Annotated in this window: 17 protein-coding genes, 1 tRNA gene and 1 pseudogene; 4 read left to right on the top strand and 15 right to left on the bottom strand. The window is 66.6% G+C overall.

Annotated elements, in window-relative coordinates; all coding sequences use genetic code 11:
- Positions 1-77 precede the first annotated feature (77 nt).
- Complete coding sequence (locus DVK03_RS08465; protein WP_188148667.1) at positions 78-1,376, bottom strand: MFS transporter; 1,299 nt, start codon at positions 1,374-1,376, stop codon at positions 78-80.
- Positions 1,377-1,682: 306 nt separating this feature from the next.
- Positions 1,683-3,716 (bottom strand): alpha-amylase MalA, encoded by a 2,034-nt coding sequence (malA, locus tag DVK03_RS08470; protein WP_275879505.1) that lies wholly within the window; start codon positions 3,714-3,716, stop codon positions 1,683-1,685.
- 174 nt (positions 3,717-3,890) lie between these two features.
- Between malA and DVK03_RS08475 the strand changes: the two genes are divergently transcribed.
- The gene (locus DVK03_RS08475) at positions 3,891-8,426 is read left to right on the top strand and encodes a glycoside hydrolase family 15 protein (protein ID WP_115802698.1); all 4,536 of its coding nucleotides are present in this window, start codon (positions 3,891-3,893) and stop codon (positions 8,424-8,426) included.
- Between the two features lie 129 nt (positions 8,427-8,555).
- Positions 8,556-9,041, top strand: a complete 486-nt coding sequence (locus DVK03_RS08480) for an SRPBCC family protein (RefSeq protein ID WP_004041602.1) — start codon at positions 8,556-8,558, stop codon at positions 9,039-9,041.
- Between the two features lie 46 nt (positions 9,042-9,087).
- Here DVK03_RS08480 and DVK03_RS08485 read toward each other — a convergent pair whose 3' ends face one another.
- The 8 genes and pseudogenes from DVK03_RS08485 to DVK03_RS08520 all read right to left on the bottom strand — a co-directional run bounded on the left by DVK03_RS08485 (position 9,088) and on the right by DVK03_RS08520 (position 15,683).
- Entirely contained in the window at positions 9,088-11,166 is a 2,079-nt protein-coding gene (locus tag DVK03_RS08485) for a response regulator (RefSeq protein ID WP_115802699.1), read from the bottom strand.
- A gap of 138 nt (positions 11,167-11,304) precedes the next feature.
- Complete coding sequence (locus tag DVK03_RS08490) at positions 11,305-12,186, bottom strand: DMT family transporter (protein WP_115802700.1); 882 nt, start codon at positions 12,184-12,186, stop codon at positions 11,305-11,307.
- Between the two features lie 78 nt (positions 12,187-12,264).
- Positions 12,265-12,651, bottom strand: a pseudogene (locus DVK03_RS08495) (SAM-dependent methyltransferase); the annotation flags it as partial.
- A 61-nt stretch (positions 12,652-12,712) separates the two neighbouring features.
- On the bottom strand, positions 12,713-13,447 hold the full coding sequence (gene queC, locus DVK03_RS08500) for a 7-cyano-7-deazaguanine synthase QueC (protein WP_004063120.1): 735 nt from the start codon (positions 13,445-13,447) through the stop codon (positions 12,713-12,715).
- A 91-nt stretch (positions 13,448-13,538) separates the two neighbouring features.
- Positions 13,539-14,312, bottom strand: coding sequence for a 7-carboxy-7-deazaguanine synthase QueE (locus tag DVK03_RS08505; RefSeq protein WP_115802701.1), 774 nt, complete (start codon positions 14,310-14,312; stop codon positions 13,539-13,541).
- Complete coding sequence (locus DVK03_RS08510; protein ID WP_004041608.1) at positions 14,312-14,788, bottom strand: 6-pyruvoyl tetrahydropterin synthase family protein; 477 nt, start codon at positions 14,786-14,788, stop codon at positions 14,312-14,314. The genes DVK03_RS08505 and DVK03_RS08510 overlap by 1 nt, the downstream gene beginning before the upstream one ends.
- A gap of 115 nt (positions 14,789-14,903) precedes the next feature.
- The gene (locus tag DVK03_RS08515; protein WP_004063118.1) at positions 14,904-15,287 is read right to left on the bottom strand and encodes a thioesterase family protein; all 384 of its coding nucleotides are present in this window, start codon (positions 15,285-15,287) and stop codon (positions 14,904-14,906) included.
- A 117-nt stretch (positions 15,288-15,404) separates the two neighbouring features.
- Positions 15,405-15,683: a hypothetical protein gene (locus DVK03_RS08520; protein WP_008605666.1), complete on the bottom strand. Its 279-nt coding sequence runs from the start codon at positions 15,681-15,683 to the stop codon at positions 15,405-15,407.
- 172 nt (positions 15,684-15,855) lie between these two features.
- On the opposite strand from DVK03_RS08520, the gene DVK03_RS08525 reads away from it, so the two are divergent.
- Complete coding sequence (locus DVK03_RS08525; protein WP_115802702.1) at positions 15,856-16,227, top strand: 2Fe-2S iron-sulfur cluster-binding protein; 372 nt, start codon at positions 15,856-15,858, stop codon at positions 16,225-16,227.
- 150 nt (positions 16,228-16,377) lie between these two features.
- Here DVK03_RS08525 and DVK03_RS08530 read toward each other — a convergent pair.
- From DVK03_RS08530 to DVK03_RS08540, 3 genes are all read right to left on the bottom strand, one after another.
- Positions 16,378-16,451 (bottom strand) — tRNA-Tyr (locus DVK03_RS08530).
- A 73-nt stretch (positions 16,452-16,524) separates the two neighbouring features.
- Positions 16,525-18,612 carry a DEAD/DEAH box helicase gene (locus DVK03_RS08535; protein ID WP_115802703.1) on the bottom strand — a complete coding sequence of 696 codons (2,088 nt, stop codon included), beginning with the start codon at positions 18,610-18,612 and terminating at the stop codon, positions 16,525-16,527.
- 229 nt (positions 18,613-18,841) lie between these two features.
- The gene (locus DVK03_RS08540; protein ID WP_004041613.1) at positions 18,842-19,324 is read right to left on the bottom strand and encodes a hypothetical protein; all 483 of its coding nucleotides are present in this window, start codon (positions 19,322-19,324) and stop codon (positions 18,842-18,844) included.
- A 1,397-nt stretch (positions 19,325-20,721) separates the two neighbouring features.
- On the opposite strand from DVK03_RS08540, the gene DVK03_RS08545 reads away from it, so the two are divergent.
- Complete coding sequence (locus DVK03_RS08545) at positions 20,722-21,927, top strand: Cdc6/Cdc18 family protein (protein ID WP_004063115.1); 1,206 nt, start codon at positions 20,722-20,724, stop codon at positions 21,925-21,927.
- A gap of 171 nt (positions 21,928-22,098) precedes the next feature.
- Here the strand turns inward: DVK03_RS08545 and DVK03_RS08550 are convergent, their stop codons facing one another.
- Both DVK03_RS08550 and DVK03_RS08555 read right to left on the bottom strand, forming a co-directional pair.
- On the bottom strand, positions 22,099-22,668 hold the full coding sequence (locus DVK03_RS08550) for a hypothetical protein (RefSeq protein ID WP_115802704.1): 570 nt from the start codon (positions 22,666-22,668) through the stop codon (positions 22,099-22,101).
- A 301-nt stretch (positions 22,669-22,969) separates the two neighbouring features.
- Positions 22,970-23,530, bottom strand: coding sequence for a TATA-box-binding protein (locus DVK03_RS08555; RefSeq protein ID WP_004041616.1), 561 nt, complete (start codon positions 23,528-23,530; stop codon positions 22,970-22,972).
- Positions 23,531-23,915: the final 385 nt, after the last annotated feature.

Genomic DNA, 23,915 nt, shown 5'->3' on the forward strand with positions numbered 1-23,915 from the left:
GCGAGCGTCGAAAGCCGGCGGCTCGCGGGCAGTCGGGCGGGCGAAAAAAATGAAACGTCGCAGTCGCGGTCGGCGGCTCAGTCGTCGGCCGGGCCGGTCGAGCCCGACGAGCCGAGGAAGCCGTCGACGGTCGCGCGCTTCGCGATGTGCGGGCGGTACACCCACGCGTTCAGGAGGACGATGGGAACCATCGTCGCCGCGACGAGCGCGTAGCCGACGTGCAGGTTCGGCAGGAGCACCGACGAGTAGACGAGCGGGTAGGTGATGCCGCCGATGGTGCCGACGCCGCCGACGACGCCCGCGACGGCCCCGGAACTGTTGGGGAACATCGCGGGAACCTGCGCGAAGATAGCGCCCTCAGCGAACGCGCAGGCCATGCCGACCATGAAGCCGGCGGCCACCGCGACGAGGACGGTCCCCGAGAGGCCGGCGAGCGTCATCACGAGCATGGAGACGACGATGAACGAGAGCGCCACGAACGTCCACTGTTCGCGGTAGCGACCCTCGAACACGGGCAGAATGTCCATCTCCTTGCGCGCCAGCACGTCGCTGACGTAGCCGCCGATGGGCCGGAGCAGGCCGGCCGCGATGGAGAACGTGGCCGCGAATGTGCTCGCGAGAACGAGGTTGTCCGTGTTGAACGCCTCGCGGTAGTAGGTGGCGAGCCAGCCGTTCATCGAGAGTTCGAGGCCGAAGCTCATGACGTAGGCGAGCGCGAGCGCGACGGTCCCGTACCGGGTCGCGGTGTGGACCCACTGCTTGAGCGTCGCGTTGTCGGCGGTCGCCTGCCGGCGCTCCTTGCTCGACGCCGCCTCGCCGAGGACGTAGTAGGCGATTGCGAGCAGAATCGAGACGACGCCGGTGTAGAAGAACGCCGCGCGCCAGTTGCTCTGGAACAGGGGGCCGCTCCAGTCGGCCCCGAACACGCGGGGCAGGATGAGCGCGCCGCCGGCGGCCCCGGCGTTCCCGATGCCGGCGTAGATGCCCTCGGCCATGCCGAGGTTCTCCTCTTCGAACCACTCAGAGACGTGCTGGATGCCGATGACGAACGTGATGCCCGCCGTGGCGACGATGAGGCGCTCGACGAAGAACACGGTATAGCTCTCCGCGAAGGCGCTCGCCATCGAGAACACCCCGACGTAGCCGAGGACGATGGCGAACACCACCGGCGCACCGAATTTATCCGAGAGCCAGCCGGTGAGGATGCGGCCGAAGGGCGCGAGCCAGATTGCCGCGCTCGCGAGGATTCCGATTTCGGCCAGCGAGAGGCCGAACTCCTCCGCCATCGGCCCCGTGAAGGGCGCGAACGAGAACCAGATGAGAAACGAGAAGTTGAACCCGATGGTGGCGAGAAGCAGCGTCCGCCACTTGGTCATCTTTACGAGTCCCATACGCTACCCCCCGAAGAACCTACACAATCGTGTACATTTCCACCATTTCCTTGCAATGGTTTGGACATCATGTAGCGAAACGCACAGAGCAATCATAGAAAAGTGCTGCCCACAATGAGCCATAAACACCTACCGAATGTTTAGAGAAATGAACTAGATAAGGAGAATATTATCGATATTACCCGATAATACACCCCGTTACGAGGTGGACATGCGTCCAAAAGTGTTCGGAGCGTATGAATCTGGTGGTGAGGGCCGCTCCGACTGGGGCGGTCCGTCAGCGAGCGGGCGTCAGGCGAGCGGGCAGACGACCACGTCGTCGACGCGGATACCGCCCTCGGCGGCGACCGAGTCGCCGGAGACGACATCGGTCGCGTCGACCGCGAGGTCACCGACATCGACCGTGGTCGCGCCGGGCGCGAAGTTGAGCGCACAGAGGTACGAGCCGTCGTCGTGGTCGCGGACGAAGGCGATGGCGCGGTCGGTGTCGGTCTCGTAGTCGATGCGGCGGAACGTCCCGTCGTACCGGAGCGCGGGCGTCTCGTCGCGGACCTCGATGAGTCGCTCGTAGTGCTCGCGGATGTCGTCGCGGGCGTGGTCCCACGCGAGGGCGTCGCGGCGGCCGCGCTGGCCGATTTCCTGGCCGCCGTAGACCATCGGCACGCCGGGGAGCGTAAACAGCGCGCCCGCGGCGGCCAGCGCCTCGTCCTCGCCGCACTCGACGATGTAGCGCGTCTCGTCGTGGTTTTCGAGGTAGAGCATGAACGCCGCGTGGTCGGGGAAGCCGACCTGCGTTCGCTGTTCGATGGCGTCGAGGATGCGTTCTGCGGGCTCGTCGCCGCGGCCGACCTGCCGGAGCGTGAAGTACAGCGTCGTGTCGAAGTGCATGTCGAACATGCCCTCGTGGAAGTCGGCGATGTAGGGGATGGTCTCGTCCAAAAGCAGGAACTCGGGGTCCTTCGCCTTCACGCGGTCCCGAATCTCCTGCCAGAACGTGTCGGGGACGGCCCACGCCATGTCGCAGCGAAAGCCGTCGACCACCTCGGCCCACATGTCCACCGCGTCGAGCAGGTAGCGCCGGACGTCGAGGTTCCGGTGGTCGAAGTTGGCGATGTACTCCCAGTCGAAGTACGTTCCCGGCTCGCCGTCTTCGCGCCACTCGTACCAGTCGTAGTACTCGGAGTCGGGGTTCTTGTAGGCGTCCTCGAAGAAGGGGTGGTCCCGCGCGGAGTGGTTGAGCACGAGGTCGAAAAGCACCTTCATGCCGCGGTCGTGGGCGGCCTCGACGAACCGCTCGTAGTCCTCGCGGGTGCCGAGGTCCTCCGCGATGGAGTAGAAGTCCACGATGTTGTAGCCGTGGGGCGCGTGGTCGTTCTGGAGGACGGGCGTGAGCCACAGGCAGTCGATGCCGAGCGATTCGAGGTAGTCGAGGCGTTTTTCGAGCGCCTCGAAGGTGTTGTCGGCGTCCTCGTCGTCCGAGGCGTAGCCGCGGACGTAAATCTCGTAGAGCGTCACCTCCCGAGACCACTGCGGCGGGTCGTTGGGGCGGGAGACTGACGCGCTCCCCGCGCCGGAGCCGTCGGCGTGGCTCGTCACGTCGGTCTGGACCGCTTCTGTCTCCGCCTCGGCGAATCCGCCGTCGGCAACGGCCTCGCGCTCGACGGTCACCGCGTCGGGGACGCTGTACGTCTCGTCGAGGGCGACCGCGTGGACGCGGAGTCGGTCGCCGACCGCCGAAAGCGGGACGCGGAGTTCCCAGCCGTCGGTCTCGACGGCCGCGTCGTCGACCTCGTCGCGGTCGTCGACGACGAACTCGACGACGAGGTCGTCGCGGTCGGTGTCGCTGTCGGGGTTCGGTTGCGGGTCGGCGCGGACGACGACCACGCCGTCTTCGACGGTCGCGTCGAGCCTGATGCGCGGGCGACCCCCCCGTCCCCGGTCGGCGTCCCCGATGGCGCTCCCGGAGCCGGACGCGCCGCCGCTGAATCCCGTCGGGCGCGCTGAGCCGCTCTGTCCGCTGTACCCGCTCATTCCGCTCATTCCGCTCGCGCCGCTTCTGGCGGAGCCGGCGGGCAGGTAGGAACCGGGGAAGACGCGGACGGTGAGCGTGTACGTCACGTCGGGCGCGTCGAGTTCGACCACGTACTGGCCGGCCGCGTCGGGCGTGAACTGCACGACTGCCGTGTCTTCGTCGAGTTCGAGGCTACTGGCGACCGGCGCGCTCCGAACCCGCCACGAGTAGTCGGCGTCGGGGTCCGGGTCGCGAGGCGCGAGTTGTACTGACTCGCCGACAGCCATGAACTGCGGCGGTCCTGGGTGTTGCATACTCACAATCAACGTGCCGGGTGACTTTGAGTTTACCCCTGGTGGGACCGGCGTTCCGGTGAGAGACGGGTTCTACCGAGTCGCCTCGGCGTCTCCCGAATTCGTCGGTTCACAGGCATAACCGATGGCAAACGGGCGGCCAATACTTATGGTTCGGGACCCTCGTCTACCTCTATGCGACTTCGGACCGCGTTAAACGAATACAAACGCGACCGGGGCGGGCGCTTCCCAGAGGAGTGTCGGACCTCGGACGGCGCGTTTTCGGGTCACGGGGACCGACTCGTCTACGTCGGACTCGACGGCTCTCTCCGGGATTATTCCGCTCCGCTTTCGGGTCTCTACGGTATCGACCGCTCTCGGTTCGGCATCGAGACGGACGGCGAGACGCACTGGTTCGACGAGTTGGAGTCCGTGCGGCAGCACTACTACCGGGAGACGAGCCTCGTCGAGACCGAGTACGACGCCGGGGAGTACACCGTCCACCAGTACGACCTGACGCTCGGTCGCGCCCACGTGACGCACGTCGAACTCCGCGGTGCGATTCCCACCGACGCCCACCTGACCGCCTTCCTCACCTTCGCACCCGAGGGGCGAGAGACGCGAGTCGGCCGGCTCATCCACGAGGCCGGCGGCCCGAACGACACCCAAGCGGTCGAGGTGTTCCATCGAAACGAACACGACTACGTCACCGCGTCGACCGGCCTCACCGACGTTCGCGGCCAGATTCCCGAGCGATTCGACGAGATTCTCTCCGACGACACCTTCGACTTCCCGCGGGAGGCCGTCCTCGACCGCTACGAGGACACCCATCTCTCGGGCGACGTGGTCGTCAGCGCCCCGCTCGAACAGGAGGGCCGCGCCGCGCGGACCACCCTCGTCACCCAGCTTTCGGACCACAACGAGATGGCGCGGACCGACGCCCTCGCCGACCTCCGACACTGTTCCGTCCAGCACGCCACCGCCGACGCGCTCCGCGATGCCGCCCGCGAGCAGGCCGAGGTGTTCGTCCCCGACGGGACGCCCCGCGAGCGAATCGTCCGCGCCGACCTCCGGGCGCTGTCGCTCCTGACCGCCCCCAGCGGCGCGCGCATCGCCGGCCCCGAGTTCGACCCGTTCTACGCCCACTCCGGCGGCTACGGCTACACGTGGTTCCGCGACGACGCCGAGGTCACACAGGCGCTCGCGCACGCCGACGACGCCTTCGGTCTCGACCTCGGAGACCGCCTCGCGACGAGCGCCGAGTTCTACTGTCAAACCCAACTCGAAGACGGCACGTGGCCCCACCGGGTCTGGGCCGTCGACGGGAGCGTCGCCCCCGGCTGGGCACACGGCCGCGTCGAGGGCACCGGCGACGAGGAGTACCAGGCCGACCAGACCGCGAGCGTCGTCGCCGCGCTCGCGTCGCTCCTCGCCGAGCGCCGCGACGAACTCGACGACGAACTCGTCGGGCGGCTCCGCTCGACCGTCGCGGCGGGGGTCTCGGGACTCGACAGCAGCCTCGAATCCGACGGACTCCCGAAACCCTGTCAGAACGCGTGGGAGAACATGAGCGGCCGGTTCACGCACACGGCCGCGACGTTCCTTCAGGCGTACGCCACGGTCGCCGCCGCGCCCGTGAACGACGACCTCCGCGAGCACGCCGCCGAGCAGGCGACCGCGGTGTACGAGGGGCTCGACGAACTCTGGTCCGAGGAACGCGAGGTCTACGCCCTCCGCATCGACGGAAACGGCGGCCTCGACGACCGCCTCGATTCGGCCACGTTCGCCCTCGTCGACGCCGTCGACGCCTACGCCGACATCGAAGACGTCGACTCGCAGACCGCCAATCGGCTCGTCAAGCACATGGCCGCGACGCTGAAGGGGCTCTACCGAAATCCCCGCGGCGGCGTGGCCGGGTTGGTCCGGTTCGAAGACGACTACTGGCGCGCCGAGGGGCAGGACGGCGAGAAAGTGTGGTCCGTCTCGACCGCGTGGGGCGCGAACGCCGCCGCGAAGTTCGGCGTCCTCTGTGACCGCCTCGGCAAGGACGGCCGCCGCTTCGTCGAGCGTGCGACGAACCTCTACGAACTGCTCCAGCCCGACGGCCCCTTCACGACCGACGCGGGCTACCTCGCGGAACAGGTGTTCGACGACGGGCGCTTCGACAGCGCGACGCCGCTGGGGTGGCCCCACGCAATCCGCATGGAGACGACCGCCATCCTCGCAGATATCGACGCGCTGCCGGCCCCGAAGCCCGCGCCGACCGGCCCGGAGAACCGGCCGCGGTGGACGACCGGCGAGAAATACGGCATCGGCACCGTCGCGGACCACTACGCCGAGGACCCCTCGCGCGTCTGGTTCACCCTGACCGAGGGCGCGCTGACCGAGGTCCGCTTCCCGCGGGTCGACCTGATGAACCTCCGGACGCTCGACTTCCTCGTCGTCGACGCCGACCCGGACGACGAGTACACGGCGCGGACCCACAACGAGACCCGCCGCGACGACCACGCGGACACGGTCGAGCGCCGGGCCGAAATCGTCGACGACGACGCGCTCGTCTTCCGCCACGTCGTCACCGAGACGGGCGACGGCCGCGGCCACGAGTGGGAACTCACCGTCGAGTACGTCCTCGACCCCGAACACGACGCGATGCTCGCGGACGTGCAGTTCGAGTCCATCGACGGCGACGAGTACGAACTGTACACCATCGCCGACACGGCGCTGGCGAACACCGGGACGAAAGACCGCGGCATCCGCCTCGGCCAGCTCGGGAGCTACCACCTCGTCGCCCGCGACGCGGGCGCGTTCGACGCCGGCGACGGCCACGAACCGCTCCTCATCGACCAGGACGGCAGGGAGTACAGCGTCGCAATCGCGCTCACCGCCGCCGGGCGATTCGAGTGGGCGACCGTCGGCGTCGCCGGCTCGCGGTATCTCGCGGACTTCTTCTCGAAGGGCGAACTCCCGAGCGCCCAAGAGCGCATCGACGACGAGAACGTCGTCCTCGTCGGGCGCATCGGCACGGGCGACGAACTCGGTGAGACGCTGGCGCTCGGCTTCGCGGAACACGCCGACACCGCCGCCGCGCTGGGCGAGGCGGCCGGCGCGCTCACCCGCGGCTACGAGACGGCGCGGGCGGCGTACGTCGACTCGTGGGCCGACTTCCTCGCCGACAAGGAACTCCCCGGCTCCGTCGCCGGCGACGACGACCTCGCCGCGCAGTACAAGACCGCGCTCATGAGCCTGCGGGCGGTCGAGGACAAAACCTACCTCGGCGCGGGGCTCGCCTCGCCGTCGGTGCCGTGGGGCGAGGCCGTCCCCGCCGAGGAGGCGAAGGGGTACGGCTACAACTTCGTCTGGTCGCGCGACCTCTATCAGGTCTTCACCGTCTTCGAGGCCGTCGGCGACGTGGAGACGGCCATCGACGCGCTGGAGTACATCTACACCTACCAGCAGGACGACCGCGGCTTCATCCCGCAGAACACCTACCTCAACGGGCGGACCCGCTGGGGCGGCGAGCAGATGGACAACATCTCGTTCCCGCAGGTGATGGCGTACATGCTCCACGAGCGCGGCGTCACCTTCGACGACGTGGCCTACGGCTACGAGAACGTCAAGTACTCCGCGGACTACGTCGCGCGGAACGGGCCGCCGACCGCACAGGAGCGCTGGGAGGAGGAGGCCGGCTACTCGCCGTCGTCCATCGCGGCCGAAATCGCTGGTCTCGGCTGCGCGGCGGCCATCGCGCTCGACGAGGGCCACACCGAGGACGCGCTCGTCTGGCTGGCGCTGGCCGACGACTGGGCCGAGCGCGTCGACGACTGGACCGCCACGCGGACCGGCACCGACCGCAACACGCACACGCCGTACTACGTCCGCATCACCCGCGACGGCGAACCCGACGCCGGACACCTGCGGACGCTGGCGAACAACGGGCCGACGCTCGACGAGCGCGAAATCATCGACGCCGGCTTCCTCGAACTCACCCGCCTCGGCATCAAGCCCGCCGACGACGAGATAATCCGCAACTCGCTGAAAGAGGTCGACGAGACCATCCGCGTCGACACGCCGCACGGCCCGGCGTTCTACCGGTACAACGGCGACGGCTACGGCGAGCGCGAACGCGACGAAGAGGGCGCGCCGTGGTCCGTCGACGCCAAGGGGAAAGGCCGGCTGTGGCCCATCTTCACCGGCGAACGCGGCGAGTACGAACTGCTCGCGGGAACCGAAGACGGCGACCTCGCACCGGACAACCTACTGCGGACGATGGCCGCCTTCGCCAACTCCGGCCGGATGCTCGCAGAGCAGGTCTGGGACCGCGAACACGCGACCGACTTCAACTGGGAGTTCGGTGAGGGCACCGGCAGCGCGACGCCGCTGGCGTGGTCGATGGCCCAGTACGTCCGCCTCGCCCACGGCGTCGACGCGGGCGAACCCGTCGAGACGCCCGCGTTCCTCCGCGAGCGGTACGTCGAGTCCGACCGCCCGACCGGACCCTCGCTCCGCGTGAGCACGCGCTTCAAGGGCGACAAGCTCGTCGTCTCGGGGCAGACCGACGCTCCCGTCGCCGCGGTGAAGACGCCCGGCGAGACCCGACTCGTCGAGCCCGAAGACGGGGCGTTCGAGGTCGAAGTCGCCATCGAGTACGGCGAAAACCAGGTGACCGTCGCCGCCGCGACCCACGAGGACCTGACGAAAGCCGGCACGACCGTCTCGCGCTTCACGCTCTGAGGCGGCGCGACCGGCCGACTGCCGTTCCCGTCACCGTCCCCGACCCCGACCTCGCGGGCGGCGCTTCGACGACTTCTTTCGACCCGTTCCGCCAGCACCGCTTTTCCGTCTCCGGCCTAACGGTCGGGTATGCCGGTCTACCAGCGTCGAACCCGTATCGCCGCCCCGCTCGAACGCGTCTGGGAGTTCCACTCCGACGTGTCCGGACTGGAGGCGCTCACCCCGGCGTGGATGCGCCTCGACATCGAGTCGGTCCGCGGCCCCGACGGCGACGACGACCCCGACGAACTCGTCGCCGGGACGGAAATCGAGATGTCGATGCGACCGTTCGGGGTCGGTCCCCGCCAGCGATGGACCTCGCGCATCCTCGACCGCGAGGCCGGGGAGACGACGGCGTGGTTCCGCGACGACATGGTCGGCGGCCCCTTCTCGCGGTGGGTCCACACCCACCGGTTCGTCGCCGACGGCGACGAGACGATAGTCGAAGACCGCGTGGAGTACGAACTGCCGTTCGGTCCCCTCGGTGACCTCGCGGGCGTCTTCGGCGGCGTCGGCTTCGAGGGGATGTTCCGCGCGCGACACGCCGAGACGAAGCGACTGCTCGAAGAACAGTAACCGGTAGCGCGGGAGTCGAATCGAGTCGAGTCGGAGCGTCGACGGCTCAGTCGTCGCTGAGCGAGAACCGCGGTTCGACCTCGGAGCGGACGCCGCCGATATCGAACTCGAAGCGCGCGCCGCCGAGGTCGGCCTCCGGGGCGGTCGCCTCGATATCCCAGCCGTGGGCCTCGATGATGCTCTCGACGATTGAGAGCCCGAAGCCCGTGCCGGAGTCGGACGTGGTGTGACCGTGTTCGAAGACGGTGTCGCGCTCGTCGGCCGGGATTCCGGGACCGTTGTCGGCGACGTAGAAGCCGGTCTCGGTGGGACCGACGCGGACGGTCAGCTCGTCGGTCGCGTCCGTCGGCGGCGACTCGGCGGACGCCGTCTCGTCGGCGGGCGCGTCGTCCGCGGCCGCGTCGTCACCGGAGTCACAGCAGGAGCCGCCGTGCTCGACCGCGTTCCGAAACAGGTTCTCGAACGCCTGTTGGAACCGGCCTTGGTCGGCCTGCGTGGTCCCGAGTCCGTCCTCGACGACGAGCACCGCGTCGTCGCCGGTGTCGACCGCCTTCCACGCCCGCTCGGCGACGTTCTCGATGGCGACAGAGCGCGTCTCACCGACTTTGCGGCCCTGTCTGGCCAGCGTGAGCACGTCGTTGAGGAGCGTGTCCATTCGGGTGACGCCGTCGAGCGCGCGGTCGAGGTAGGTCACGTCGTCTTCCTCGCGGGCGAGTTCGACGAACCCCTTGGCGACGTTGAGGGGGTTCCGCAGGTCGTGTGAGACGACCGACGCGAACTCTTCGAGGCGGTCGTTCTGCCGCTGAAGTTCGCGCTCGCGTCGCTGGCGGGCCAGCGTGTGCGTGACGTTGTTGCCGACAGAGCGAAGGAGGTCGACTTCGGTGTCAGTCCACGAGCGACTCGTCTCGACCACGTCGAAGACGACGAAGCCGACGAGCGCCCATTTCGACACCATCGGCACGGCGACGAAGCCGCCGGTCTCGGCGTCGGTGAGCACGCGCTTCGTGTCCGACGCCTCGGGCGGGAGGTCCGAGACGCGATGGAGACGGACGTTCTCGAATCGGTGGAGTCGTTCGAGCAGCCAGCGGGCGTCTTCGAGGGCAACGCGCTCGGGGTGCTCGCGTCGGCCGCCGCCGCGCCAGTCGTGCATCCGGGCGGCGACGGTCGTCTCGTCGTCGTAGAGATAGACCGAACAGCGGTCGAGGTCGGCCACCTCGCCGACGGACTGGAGCGTCCACTCGATTTTCGTGCCGATTTCGTCGGTCTCGGCGCTCATCAGCGACGTTGACGTGTCCAACACGGCGTCTTTCAGCCGCGTCTCGTAGCGCAGTCGGTTCCGCCGGCGTCGGCGCTCGGTCACGTCCTGCAACGTCCCGATGACGGCGGGTTCGTCGTCTTCGGTGGGACGGAGCGCGAGGTGGCCCTCACAGAGGAGGTCGTCGTCGTGCGGGTACGCGGGGCCGGGCGACAGCACCGTCTCGAAGCGCTCCGTGTCGGGAGCGTTCGGGGAGACGACCCGCTCGAAGGCGGACAGAATCTCGTCGGCGGCCTCCGCGGCGAGGTCAGCGAACTCGCGGCCGATAATCGCCTCGCGGTCGTAGCCGGTGAGTTCGCAGAAGACGCCGTCGGCGGAGGTAAAGCGCCCCGCCGAGTCGAGCGAGTAGACGCCGCTGTCGAGCACCTCGATGGCGGTGCCGTACCGCTCGGAGGCCGCCTTCGCGCGGTACTGCGAGACGGCGTTGACGACGCGGTTGGCGAGGACCGTGTACTGGTCCGTGCCGGTGTCTTTCTGCATGTAGTCGGTCGCGCCGACGCGGAAGGCGTCGCGGGCGACCTCCTCGGAGCCTTTGCCGGTAAAGAGGATGAAAGGGAGGTCGGGGTGTTCCGAACGGACCGCGCGGAGGAACTCCAGCCCGTCGATGTCGGGCATGTCGTAGTCCGACACGACGCAGTCGACCCGTTCCTGTCGGAGTCGTTCGAGGGCGTCCGCCCCCGAGTTCGACGTCGAGACCGACAGGTCGACGTCGCCGGCCTCGCGTTCGAGGTAAATCGACACGAGGTCCGTCAGACTGGGCTCGTCATCGACGTGGAGAACGCGTACGTCCGCCCCCGGCCCGTCGTCCATACGATGTAGCGACCGCTCACCGTAATGAGCGTTGTGACGCGGTTATCAGGGCCGATAACGGGTTCGGAGCGGGAGACGAACCGACGCGTCTTCGGACGAGTGTCCGGGTTCGGAACCGCCCGTATCGGCCGGGACAGGTCAGGACGCGCTGACGTAGATGCCGCCGAGGACGACCGCCCCGCCGAGGACGGTCGGGAGCGTGGGAATCTCACCGAGGAGAAAGAGCGCGAGAATCGTGCTGCCGACGGGTTCGCCGAGGAGGGAGACGGAGACGACGCTCGATTCGAGGTGGGCGAGCGCCCAGTTGATGACGGTGTGGCCGAAGACGCCCGGGCCGACGGCCATCCCGAGAAACAGGAGCCACTCGCGGGGCGGATAGCCCGTCAGCGGGTCGCCGCGGCCGACCGCGACGACGAGGAGCGCGGCGGCGCAGACCGAGTAGACGACGACCACGTAGGGGACGAGGGCGACCCTGCTGCGGACGCTCCGGCCGGTGAGGACGTAGGCGGCCGCCGTCACGGCCCCGACGACCGCCAGTCCGTTTCCGAGAAGCGGCCGCGGTGCGCCGCCGGCGGTGAGGAAGTCGGAGACGGACATGAGCGCCATGCCCGCGAGCGCGACGCCGATGCCGATTGCGGTGCGGCGGCTCACGCGCTCGTCGAGGACGGCCCACGCGCCGACGGCGACGAAAAGCGGTTGGGACTGCACGAGCGTGACGCTCGCGGCGACCGTCGTGTGGTTGAGGCTCTCGAACCACGACGCGAAGTGGGCCGCGAGCGCGACGCCCGCACCCCCGGCCGCCAGCAGGTCCCGCCCGGAAATGGTCGCCAACGCGTCGCGGTGGCGGACGAGCGCGACCGGCGCGAGAAGGGCAACAGTGAACAGGACCCGATAAAACGCCTTCACGAGGCTGGGCGCGGCGCTCCAGCGGACGAGAATCGCGCTCGTGCTGACCGCGAGGACCGCGATGCCGAGCCCCGCGAGCGGCGAGATGGGGGCGTCGGAGTCGGGCGTTGACACACCTCCACGTCGCGGGGGGTCCGCTTACCGTTTGTGGGTCTCGGCGGGTCGCGGATTCGAGGCGGCGACTCTGCTCACCTACTCCGTTCGCGCTCGAACCAGCGCCTTCGGGTTGGCAAAGGAGACGACGGAGTCGCCGTCGAACTCCACGTCGAACAGTTCTTTCGCCTCCTCGGGCGCTTCGCGGAACCGACGTTCGAGTTCGTCTCGGTCGGCGGGCGAGACGTTCGTCCGCTCGGTCCACGGGTCGAACTGGAGACGTATCGCCGCGGTTTCGACCGTCTCGACCGACAGGCCCGCGGCCGCGAACCACTCGCGCCACCGCGAAACCGGGTGGAGTTCGACGTGAGTCGGGTCGCGGAGCACTTCGACGCCGTCGAGGAACGCGGCGAGGGCGGCGTCTTCGGGCGCGACGTTGTCCTCGAAGGCGAAGACGCCGCCCGGTTCGAGGACGCGGGCGAACTCTCTCCGTCACGTCGGCGCACGGAGCGCGGAGTGGTCAGCGTGCGGGGCGACGCTACGCCGCCTACGCCGCGTCGGGGTCGGCGTCGCCGTCCGCGTAGTCAGGGCGCTCGGCGTACGGAATCGGGTCGCGCTCGCCGAGGTTCTGGAACGCCTGCAAGCGGAACGCACAGGAGTCGCAGGTGCCGCAGGCCGGTTCCTCGGCGCGGTAGCAGGACCACGTGTGCTCGAAGGGGACGCCGAGTTCGAGGCCCCGGCGGGCGATGTCGGTCTTCGAGTCGTGGACGAACGGGACTTCGAGCGAGATGGTCGTGTCGGGTTTCGTGCCGACGTCGACCATGGCCTCGAAGGCGTCGAAGAACTCGGGCCGGCAGTCGGGGTAGCCCGAGTAGTCCTCGGAGTGTGCGCCGACGAAGACGGCGTCGCAGTCGTTCGCCTCGGCGTACGAGACGGCCATCGACAGGAGGTTGGCGTTGCGGAAGGGGACGTACGAGGTCGGGATGTCGTCGGCGTCCACGTCGGCGTCGGCGACGGCCATCGAGTCGTCGGTGAGCGACGACGCGCCGATCTGCTTCAGGTGGCTCGTCTCGATGTGGAGGAAGTCCCGCGCGTCGAGTTCGTCGGCGAGTTCGCGGGCGCAGTCGTACTCTTTCGACTCCGTCTTCTGGCCGTAGGAGGTGTGGAGCGCGTAGAGTTCGTAGCCGCGTTGCGTTGCCTCGTAAGCGGTCGTCGCGCTGTCCATGCCGCCGGAGAGGAGGACGACGGCGCGTTTGTCGTCGGACGTGGGTTCGGTAGTCATCGTTATCGTGGAACGTTCGGGGTGTGTTTGGGGTTCGTTTAGCGGGCGTTCGGCGGGGTTCGGCGGGATTCGAGGTTCGTTCGGCGGGCGTTCAGGTCTCGGGCGCGTCGTTCCAGAGGTCGACGTGGAGTCGCGGCGTGTAGCGGTAGCCGAACGACGCCGCGAGGTCTGCGACCTCGGTCCGGGTGCGGGCGAGCTGCTCGCGGGTCTGTCCCTCAGGCATGAGCAACACGTCGCTGTCGCGGATTTCGCGGTCTGCGACGCCGCGCACGTCGTCGACGAGCGACTCGATTTCGTCGAGGTCGTCGCGGCCGGTGACGACGAACTTCAGTTGGAACTCCGCCGCGTCTTCGACCAGCGAGGCGAGCGCGCCGAGGTCGACGCGGGCGTTCTCGTGTCGCTCGGTCCAGACGCCGGGGTCGACGTCGTCCGGGACGTTGTCGGGCGTCGGCGTCGACGACGCGAGTTTGGGGCTGATACTGGCGAGGTCGACCGGCGCGTCGGTTTCGAGCGTCCCGTTCGTCTCGACGGTCAGGTGGTAGTCGTCGTCGAGCGCCGACAGGAGCGCGTCGGTCTCGTCGTGGACGAGCGGTTCGCCGCCGGTGACGACGACGTGCTCGGGGGACAGCGACTCGACCTCGGCGACGATTTCGTCGAGGCTCAGCCACGCGTGAGTCGGTTCCCACGAGGTGTGAAAGGAGTCGCAGAACCAACAGCGGAGGTTACAGCCGCTGGTGCGGACGAACGTGCTCGGGACGCCGGCGAGTTTGCCCTCGCCCTGAAGCGACGCGAACAGCTCGTTTATCGGGAGGCGGTCGCCCTCGGCGTCGGTGTCGTCGCGGGCGACGGTGTCGGAGACGGGCATCAGAAGCCGGCGCAGAGCTCCGACGTTTCGCTGACCGAGACCGAGACCTCGGAGACGGTGTCGGGGAGCGCCGCCAGCAGTTTCTCTTCGAGCACGACGGCCATCACCTCGGCCGTCGGCGGCGCGTCGAGGACGACCGTTCCGTCGGCGTCGCCGGAGCGCTCGAACGCCTCGACCAGCGGGTCGCCCGATTCGACGAGAAAGCGGTGGTCCCACTCGTCGATGACGTCGGTCACGACGCCCTTGTCGACGACCCAGCCCTCGTCGGTCAGGTCACCGACGACGCGGACCGAAATCTCGTAGTTGTGCCCGTGCGGGCGGCTACACTTGCCGTCGTGGTGGAGGAGACGATGGCCGGCGCTGATGCGAATCGGCCGGTCGCGTCCGATGTGGAGGACGCGTTCGCCTGCTCGGGACAGCGGGGTCTCGTCGTCGGCGTCCGCCGACTGTGCGCGTTCTAGTGTTCCCCGAGGCATATCCGAGGATTATCACGAGAGTATTTAATTCTCCTGTCTCGGCTCTGTCGGTCGAATAACCGGTGTCGTTCTAGGCCGCTCCAAGAGACAACGCGGTGCGAGCGGCGGCCGGACGCTACGGTTGGTCGGCGATTGCCTCGCGCCACTGGTCGGGAACGCGGGTCGGGCGGCCCTCGTCGTCCATCGCGACCTGAACCGTCTCGCCGGTGGCGACGACCTCGCCCTCGTAGGAGAGCGTGTAGTAGATGGGGAAACTCTTTCCGCCGGGCTCGCCGGCCTCGACTTCCACCTCGACGGTGCCGACGCCCTCGATTGGCGCGCGGTAGTCGAGTTCGAGGTGCGCGACGACGATGTGCGGGTCGGAAAGCGGGGTGTCCAACACCTCCTCGAAGAAGCGCACGCGGGCCTGTTCGCAGTAGGTCGCGTAGACCGCGTTGTTCACATGGCCGAACGAGTCGTGGTCGCGGAACCGGACTTCCACCTCGGCGACGAAGCTCATTGCGGTGCGCGACACGGGCGAGGGGTATAGCACCGACGGTTTGCCTCCGGTGAAGCCGGTGCGATAAGCCGACGACGCGGGAACGAGCGGCGGGCGAAAGACGGGGTCGCGGACGACTCAGTTCGCCGTGCGCGCCGACTGGTCGGCGGGGAGCGTCTGTCGGCCGTGCAGTGCGACGGCCTTCCAGACGTTCGAGCGCGAGCCGGCGCGGACCATCTCAACGGGCACGCGAGCGCCCTCGGAGAGCGACGCGAGCGCGTCGCGGATGCGCTCGGACTCGTAGGCCACGAGGTGGCGCGTTTCGTTCGTCTCGTGCAGTTCGACCGTCATCGTCTCGTGGTCGTTCATCTCGACGCGGACGTTCACCAACACCGGCGCGGACGCGAGGGACACCATCACGCTCATCTACGAATCCGCCCGTCATAAGCCGTTATAATACTGATATCTTCGGGTATGGATTCTACATAGATGACGGGAGAGCCGCGAGCGGGAGGGGTGGGCGAGGCGACTGGACGAGGGGCCGGTCCGAGGGGTACGCCCATGTCGCGTCGGCCCGAACGACCGACCGATGAGCGACCGCGAGCCCCGGGTTCAAACCGAGTGCGACCCGGCTGACTCGACTGTCACGGTTCGTGTCCGCGACACCGACGGCGACCGCGTCACCGACCTCGAAGTCGAACGCGGGACTGTCCTCCGCGACGCGTTGCTCGACGCGGGTATTTCACCGTACGCGCGGCTCACGAAGCGAGTGAACTGCGGCGGGCGCGGCCTCTGTGCGACGTGCGGCGTCCGGGTTCGCTCGGGCGAGCCGACGCCCGACCACTGGCACGACGACCTCGCGGCACGGTTCGGCTACCCGCGGCTCTCGTGTCAGCTTCGCGTCGACGGGCCGCTAACGGTCGAACTGGTCGAAAAGGTGGTGTGGGGCGGTCGGGAGTGACCGTGTGAACCGGCCGGTACGAGAGAAGACGGTCCGCGCTCCCCGATTTGAACTCACTCGCAACGCTCCGCGTTGCTCGCTGCTCAAATCGGGTCGAGGAGTCCTTCACATTCAACACCGCTCGCTACGCTCGCGGGTGTTGAAGTTCAGTCCGCTCTCCCCGATTTGAACGGGGGACAAGCCGATCTACAGTCGGCTGCTCTGCCAGGCTGAGCTAAGAGCGGTCAAGAGAATCTCAATCCACGGGTAGACTTAAGAATTCTCATTCCGGGCGGCGAAGCGCCCGACGACGGGTGATTACTCGTCGGTCGTCGCTGACTCAGCGCCGTCCGCAGACGCCGACTCAGCGCCGTCCGACTCGTCGTCTTCGGTGTCAGTGTCGGCGTCGGTGTCACCGCCGTCCGAGTCGGGGTCGAGGTCGTCGGCGCTCGTCTCCCGGACGCGGATACCCTTCCCGGCGAGGTGTTGCATCTGGCGCTGGGCGAAGTCCTCTTCGCTCGTGCCGCGGGTGGCGAGCACGTAGACGAGCGCGCTCCCCGTCGGGCGCATGGTTCGGCCGGCGCGCTGGGAGCCCTGCCGGCGAGAGCCGCCGAGGCCGGAGGCGACGATTGCGAGTCCGGCGTTCGGGAGGTCGATGCCCTCGTCGCCGATGCGGGAGATGACGAGCGTGTCGAGGTCGCCGTCGCGGAACGCCTCGAAGTACGCCTCGCGGCGGTGATGGCGGGTCTCGCCGCTGACGAACGGCACGTCGAGCGCCTCGGCAATCGCCTCTCCCTGGTCGAGGTAGTCGACGAAAACGAGCGTCTTCGAGTCGGCGTGACGGGCGCGGAGCCGACGAATCTCGAATATCTTCCCGGGGTTCATCGCGGCGAGCATGTGCCGCTCGCGGCCGTCGCTGGAGGCCCATTCGTTTCTGGCTATGTCGTCGCCCCAACCCACGTAGCGAATCTCGACTTCGGGCTCCTGAACGTAGCCGGCGTCGAAGAGCTTCCCCCAGTCGGTGCCGATAGGCGGGCCGATGAGCGTGAAGATCTCTGCTTCCTTGTCGTCCTCGCGGATGGGCGTCGCCGACAGCCCGAGGCGGTGTTTGGACTGGAGGTCGGCGCTCCGCTGGAAGACGCGACTCGGGATGTGGTGGGCCTCGTCGTAGATGATGAGCCCCCAACGCCGCGAGTCGAAAAGCGAGCGATGGCGGTCCATCCCGGCGGTCTGGTAGGTGGCGATTGTGACCGGGCGAATCTCTTTCGCGCCGCCGTGATACTCGCCGATTTGGTCGGCGTCGAGGTCCGTCGTCGAGCGGAGTTCCTCGCGCCACTGGCGGGCGAGTTCGCGACTCGGCACGAGAATCAGCGTCTCGCCACCGACCGCGGCGAGCGCGCCGATGCCGGCGATGGTCTTCCCCGCGCCGGGCGGCCCGACGAGGACGCCGGCGCGCTGGTCGACGAATCGGTCGACCCAGTCTCGCTGGTAGTCGCGGAGGTCGACGCCGAGCGTAACGTCGAGTTCCTCGCCCTCTTCGAGGTCTCGGTCGTCCTCGACGGGGTAGCCCGCGTCGTAGAGGATGCGCTTTATGGCCGCGATTTCCTCGTCTCTGACCCACGCCTCGGTGTCCGAGATGGGAGCGTAGACGTGGTCGTCGTCGAATTTCTGGAGCGCGACGTTGCCCATGAGGCTCTCGGTGGCGGCTTCGAGGACGGTGTACCCCTCCTCGTGAGAGTAGAGGCGGAACTGGTGGGCGCGCTTCCACTGGTCTTCGACCCACGCTTCGAGGTGCGACGACCGCTCAGGGAGGACCGACCGAAGCATCGAGAGGAGCGAGTCGACGTCGTCGAAGGGTGCCTGCCACACGTCTTCCTGCCGGATGCGGTAGAGGTAACCGCGGCCGCGTCCCTCGCGGTCGCCGGTGGTGTCCGCGAGGTGCGCAAACTGCGAGAGTCGCGCCCGGGTGTACTGGGTCGGGTTGTCGACGACGATTTCGCGGCGTTTCGGAAAGAGGACAACCCGCTCGCGCGAGGCGAGGTCGCCCCACTCGGTCGGATACCAGACGACCGGGTCGGTCTCGACGTTCACCCGCTGGACTCGCCCCGCACCGGCGAGCGCGTCGAGTCCGTCCATCGCGTCCGCCTGCGAGAGGCCGAGGCGGCGAGCGACCTGCTGGGCGGTCACCACGGGCCGGCCCTCGGATTCGAGCGCTTCGTAGAACGCTGCGAGCGAGACGCCGTCGGCAATTTCGCTCGGTTGGTCCGCGTCGACGGTGGACGCGTCGGGCACGTCGGATACCTCGGTTACGTCGGCCAATCGGTCGAGCACGTCTCGGGACGCGCCGGCCCCGTCGATGTCGCCGTCTCCGTCGGGAGGACTTTGGTCCTCGTCCTCGGCAGTCATCGAAGCCGAATACGGTCGCGACGGGGAAACGGCTTGCGACACCGGGGCCCGTGACGCGAGCGAGGGAACTCGCTGCACGCGAGGGTTCAGGGGGAGCGGAGGCGGAAGGAACGAAGGGAGAGCGAGGAGAAAGCGAGGAGCGAACGAGCTGAGTGCGAGAAGACAGAAGCGACTCGGCTTCGTCGAAGCGGACCCCCGTTGAAACGACGTTATCGGGACGGAGGCGATACTATCGGGACGTGCTCGACCGCGCGGGAGCCATCCGGTCGAACACGGCCCGAAAGTCGTCGTCGACGGTGAGGAACTCGGGGAACTCTTCGAGCGTCCGGACGCCGTCGAGATAGACGTACTCGACCGGCTCGGGTGGAATCTCCTCGAAGACCTGAACCGGTCCCCGTTCAGCGAGACCGACGAACGGCCGTCCCTCCGGGTCGGTCTGCGGCGTCAGTTCGTGTTCGAGGTAGAGCTTCGCCATCACGAGCGCGCTCGCGAGCGGGACCTGACCGGGAGTCAACTGCCACGTGACCTCTCGGTCTTCGTAGTGGACGGTGGTCACGTAGCCGTCGTCGAACCGGAAGCAATCGACTCGCTCCCCCGGGCGCGACCACCGCGTCTCCGTCGAACGGGAGCGTTCGAGAGACCACGCTCCGTCGTCGTCGCGATTAAACACGACCTCGCCGAGGCGCACCCACAAGCGACTGAGCGCACGCATACGTTACCGATTCGTCCCCCTGGGTAATTGCATTGACGCCACGGGAACGACACAGTCCGTCGGGGGAGAACGTTTCGAGACCCGTTCCGGGAAGCTACGCACGGATGCACGAGAGTCGCATGCACACCACGTTTCCGGTGAACGAGTGAGAGCTAAGTTCGGTCCGAGACCGGTGTAGACGTCGGTGTCGGCAGGTGACGGCTCGGCCGGGTCCGGTCGGTCGTCGTCGACGACTCACCACATCGTGTTCGCGACACCCCACACCTCGCTTCCGGTGAATCCCGAGACCGGGTGAGACGGGCAGAGACACCACGTTTCCGGTGAATGAGGGGAAAGAGAACCGGAAAACCCGGTCACAGAGCCGGGATACCACGAGCCGTCAGGACGGAAAACGACAGTCGGTCGCTCACCGGTCAGCTCTCCGTCGCCAGCTCTCCGTCGTCAGCTTCGTCCGGTTCGGCGGAGAACGTAGCAACGCTGACAGACACCGTGTTTCCGGTGAAATACGATACAGGGCAGGCGAGTCCCGCGGGGGTCGGAAAGCGGTCGAACAGCCGATGAGTCACCAGAGCGAGGTCACGCGCACACCACGTTTCCGGTGAACCGAACCACGCGCCTGGCAGCGGCAAACGCATGGAAACACGGGTGTGCGCGTTCGTATCTTCCCCCTCATTTTCGGGGGCACCCGAATCGAACCACTTATATTGAACACACCGTGTTTCCGGTGAAAACACCTGCAATGAGAGTTCTATCTGGGGTATAGGGACACTACGGGAGACTGAGATGAGACACCACGTTTCCGGTGAGTCAGCCAGGCGAGTCCATCAGGTGCGGTCCAGCACTCACTCGACTCGCGTCGGGGGTCCTGTGTAGTTCGAGTAGCAATGATTAAATAGTATATTCGTGTTAACGACCATTGATACACTCGTGAAGTAAAGAAGTACTCGTGACTCGAGTACTGTTCGAATCGAACCGCTCGTCTTAGACGTGTGTTTTTCGGAGTTTGCGAGTCAGGACAGTCCGTGATTTCGGTCCGTTCTGGAGGGTCCTACGAGGTTTCGCGAACTCCGGTGAATCTGAGCGATTCGTGGCGAGACGGGACTTTACAGTCGACTCTCGTCACAGACCGCTTCCAGCAACAGCGCACACACGGCGTCGGTGCCGACGTAACTCGTCAGCTTCGTGCGCGTTCTCCGTCCTCAGGTGGGACGCGAAGTGAGAGTAGCCGGCCTCGTGGGGTCAGGTAGACTCCCCCACACCGTGTTTCCGGTGAATCAATACCTCCGTTTCGTGTGGACGGGAAACCGGGGTTCGTGGGCGTTCACCGGAAACGTGGTGTGTGTGTGTGCTGAGTCGAATGGTAAGTCCTTTCACCGGAAACGTGGTGTGTTGCGAACATGCCTAACGCCAGCGACGACCTCTTCACCCGGGAGGACCCCATCTTCGCCAACAAGGAGTTGTTGGAGATTAACCACCTCCCGGGCGAGGGTCGCATCGTCGGTCGCGACGACGAGATTTCGGATCTCGCGACCGCGGTGAACCCCGCCATCTTCGGACAGAGCCCGAGCAACGTCCTCATCTACGGGAAAACTGGGACGGGGAAGTCGCTCTGTGCGAAGTACGTCTCCCAGCGCCTCGTCGAGACGGCCGAAGAGGAGGGCGTGAAAGCGACGTTCGCCTACGTGGACTGCGCGCAGGACACGACCGAGACGCAGGCCGTCCAGACCATCGCCGACAGTGTCAACGACACCTCGATTACCGGGATAAAAGTCCCCGATAAGGGACTTTCGACGTCGACGTACTACAAACGCCTGTGGCGCATCCTCGACTCGCTGTACGACGTGGTTCTCATCATCCTCGACGAAATCGACAAACTGAGCGACGACGACATCCTCATGCAGCTCTCGCGAGCCGGTGAGGCGGGGAAGATTGCCGGCTGTAAGCTCGGCGTCATCGGTATCAGCAACAAGATTCAGTACAAAGACCGGATGGACGAGCGGGTGAAATCAAGCCTCTGCGAGCGCGAGTTCGTCTTTCCACCGTACGACGCGAACCAGCTTCGCGACATCATGGACGCCCGGAGCGACGCCTTCCGCGACGGCGTGTTGGACCCATCGACGATTCCGCGAGCCGCGGCGCTCGCCGCCCGCGAACACGGGGACGCCCGGAAAGCAATCGACATCCTGCGGTACGCGGGAGAAATCGCACAGTCCATGGGGGCGAGTACCGTCAAGGAGAACTTCGTCACGCAGGCGCGCCAGCGCGCGGAGACCGACCGCTTCCGCGAGCTGATTCGCGGGTCGACGCCTCACTCTCGCTACGTGTTGCAGGCGCTCGCCATCCTCTCGCTTTCGAACGAAAAACAAGACGGCTTCCGAACGAGCCGCGTCTACGAGGTCTACGAGAACATCTGCCGACAGCAGGGCTCCGATAGCCTGTCGCTGCGGCGGGTTCGAGACCTCCTGAAAGAACACGCCTTTCTCGACATCATCGAGCAGTCGAAACACAGCGGCGGGAGCGCGGAGGGAAGCTACACCAAGCACCAACTGCTCGAGGATCCGGACGTGGTGAGGGACGTCCTCATCGAGAACACGGACTCCTGATTGGAGAATCGAACTCTCGACCGGGGCGTGTGAGGGCCGAACCGGCTAGCGGGAACGCCGTACCACCGCAAGCGTACCTCCGTAGAGTGGCCTCTTATAGTTTATTGCATCATCATGTGATTGGAATATTCACGCGTGACCGACCCGGTCACGCCGGTTGTCGGCGCCGACTCACGGTTCGAGGCGGTCAATCGGCACTGATTTCGAGCGGACCGACTCGTACAGGTTTTCGACCCACGAAACGACTTCCGACGCGTCGCCGTCAACGAGGGCCGTCAGGTTGTTGTGTTCGTCGTAGGCGGAGACGAGACCGTGGCCGTCGACCACGAGCAGGCCGAAATCGAGGTTCTCCTCGGTGACTCGAAGTTCGAACTGGTCAAGGTCCCGCGCACGCTCGAAGGAGTCCGGGTAGGCGTCCATCGAACGCTCGAGGACGCCGCGGTCGACGATGAGTTCCATCCGAGTATCTTCTCCCAGCACCGCTTCGGCCGATTCGTTGAACACACGACTCACGATGGGCGTGACTCCGCGGAAGCGGTCGACTGGCTCGCTTCCGACGATAGTCAAGTACCTGTTAAGCGGCGCGTGCGGGTCGTTGTCCGCGGCGGTCGTGATGTTCATCTGACCGAGGACACCGGGCGGGGCGTTCTCACATATGTCTGCGGCGTTCGCCAGGAACTCGCTCATTCGGTCGGCGCATTCGACCGTCTCTATGAACCGCTCGTACCGTTCGTGGACCATCGTTCCGCCCGGCGTAAGGTGATACAGTCCGTCGGATCTCTTTTTCGCCCATCCTCGGTCACAGAATCCTGCGAGTGTCCGCTGTGCCGTCTCTCGGGCGCAGTCACAGTGTTCCGCGAGCGCTGTCGGTCGACGTGGTTCGACCGCCAACGCCCGGAGAATCGCCTCTCGACTCTGTGACCCAACGAGAAACGCTACGTCCTCCCGCGCACTCATGTACCTCTGTTACACTGTTCGCCATTTCACACTTATGGGTGTTCAGACACCTAGCACCGCGAAAAATCGGATAGTTCGGGAGCGCCTAGCCGAGCAGTCCAAGCGCGTCGATGCGCTCGACGATTTCCTCGACGGCGGTTTCCGCGTCGTCCGTCCGCTTTCCTCCGGTGATGACGATTTTCCCGGAACCGAAGAGGAGGATAACGACTTTCGGCTCGTCCATCCGGTAGACGAGGCCGGGGAACTGCTCCGGCTCGTACTCGACGTCTTCGAGACCGAGCCCGATGGCCAGCGCGTTCAGGTTCAGGTTGTGTCCGAGGTCCGCGCTGGAAACGATGTTCTGGACAGTTATCTCTGGCTCGTCGTCGACGGGAATCTTCAGCTCACGGAGCTTATCGAAGATAATCCCGAGTGCGTCGTGCACGTCGTCGATACTTTTCGCGCCCGTGCACACGATCTTCCCCGACCGGAAGATGAGCGCAGCGGCTTTCGGGTCCTGGGTGCGATAGACGAGGCCCGGGAAGTTGTCCGGGTTGAAATCTGCACCGGGGAGGTCGTCGGCGAGGGCTTCGAGGTCGAGCTCCTGACCGATCCCGGTCGATGCGACTACGTTCTGAATCTCGATGGAGTCTGCCGGCCCACTCATTGCTCGCACGTGAATCGTACCTCCGGCCTTATAAAGCGACCCGTTATAAACCGACTTCAACGGGTCGATTCTGTCGGCACTCGCACGCACGCGAAACTAATACATTGATTTCTCGCTCGACCGAATTGATGTCACAACTGACCGCGCGTGAAGTTATGGCACGCCTCGTGTCTATTTTTCTCACAGAGCCACTAAATCAACGGGGTTAAATGTATCCCGGGCATTCGGATTAATGCGAAGAAGCGCACGGGGGTACTTCCCCTGAAAGCTTCCACCGAACGCCCCTGACCCCAAGGTCGTCAGGCGCTCGCCGGGATGACACACCTTCCCGGGGGTCGCCACGATACGACGGCCTTAAGTGGTCCAAGGCATTTCGGATGAATGC

This window comes from Haloferax sp. Atlit-109R (assembly GCF_003665865.1).
In the GTDB taxonomy this organism is placed as follows: domain Archaea; phylum Halobacteriota; class Halobacteria; order Halobacteriales; family Haloferacaceae; genus Haloferax; species Haloferax volcanii.

What these genes read in the sequence shown, in the direction of transcription:
- DVK03_RS08550 (WP_115802704.1), bottom strand. Translation starts at nt 22,668, where the DNA reads ATGGTCCACGAACGGTACGAGCGGTTCATAGAGACGGTCGAATGCGCC.
- DVK03_RS08510 (WP_004041608.1), bottom strand. Translation starts at nt 14,788, where the DNA reads ATGCCTCGGGGAACACTAGAACGCGCACAGTCGGCGGACGCCGACGAC.
- DVK03_RS08480 (WP_004041602.1), top strand. Translation starts at nt 8,556, where the DNA reads ATGCCGGTCTACCAGCGTCGAACCCGTATCGCCGCCCCGCTCGAACGC.
- DVK03_RS08525 (WP_115802702.1), top strand. Translation starts at nt 15,856, where the DNA reads ATGAGCGACCGCGAGCCCCGGGTTCAAACCGAGTGCGACCCGGCTGAC.
- DVK03_RS08475 (WP_115802698.1), top strand. Translation starts at nt 3,891, where the DNA reads ATGCGACTTCGGACCGCGTTAAACGAATACAAACGCGACCGGGGCGGG.
- DVK03_RS08515 (WP_004063118.1), bottom strand. Translation starts at nt 15,287, where the DNA reads ATGAGCTTCGTCGCCGAGGTGGAAGTCCGGTTCCGCGACCACGACTCG.
- queC (WP_004063120.1), bottom strand. Translation starts at nt 13,447, where the DNA reads ATGACTACCGAACCCACGTCCGACGACAAACGCGCCGTCGTCCTCCTC.
- DVK03_RS08520 (WP_008605666.1), bottom strand. Translation starts at nt 15,683, where the DNA reads ATGGTGTCCCTCGCGTCCGCGCCGGTGTTGGTGAACGTCCGCGTCGAG.
- DVK03_RS08485 (WP_115802699.1), bottom strand. Translation starts at nt 11,166, where the DNA reads ATGGACGACGGGCCGGGGGCGGACGTACGCGTTCTCCACGTCGATGAC.
- DVK03_RS08465 (WP_188148667.1), bottom strand. Translation starts at nt 1,376, where the DNA reads ATGACCAAGTGGCGGACGCTGCTTCTCGCCACCATCGGGTTCAACTTC.
- DVK03_RS08535 (WP_115802703.1), bottom strand. Translation starts at nt 18,612, where the DNA reads ATGACTGCCGAGGACGAGGACCAAAGTCCTCCCGACGGAGACGGCGAC.
- DVK03_RS08555 (WP_004041616.1), bottom strand. Translation starts at nt 23,530, where the DNA reads ATGAGTGGGCCGGCAGACTCCATCGAGATTCAGAACGTAGTCGCATCG.
- DVK03_RS08540 (WP_004041613.1), bottom strand. Translation starts at nt 19,324, where the DNA reads ATGCGTGCGCTCAGTCGCTTGTGGGTGCGCCTCGGCGAGGTCGTGTTT.
- DVK03_RS08505 (WP_115802701.1), bottom strand. Translation starts at nt 14,312, where the DNA reads ATGCCCGTCTCCGACACCGTCGCCCGCGACGACACCGACGCCGAGGGC.
- malA (WP_275879505.1), bottom strand. Translation starts at nt 3,716, where the DNA reads ATGCAACACCCAGGACCGCCGCAGTTCATGGCTGTCGGCGAGTCAGTA.
- DVK03_RS08545 (WP_004063115.1), top strand. Translation starts at nt 20,722, where the DNA reads ATGCCTAACGCCAGCGACGACCTCTTCACCCGGGAGGACCCCATCTTC.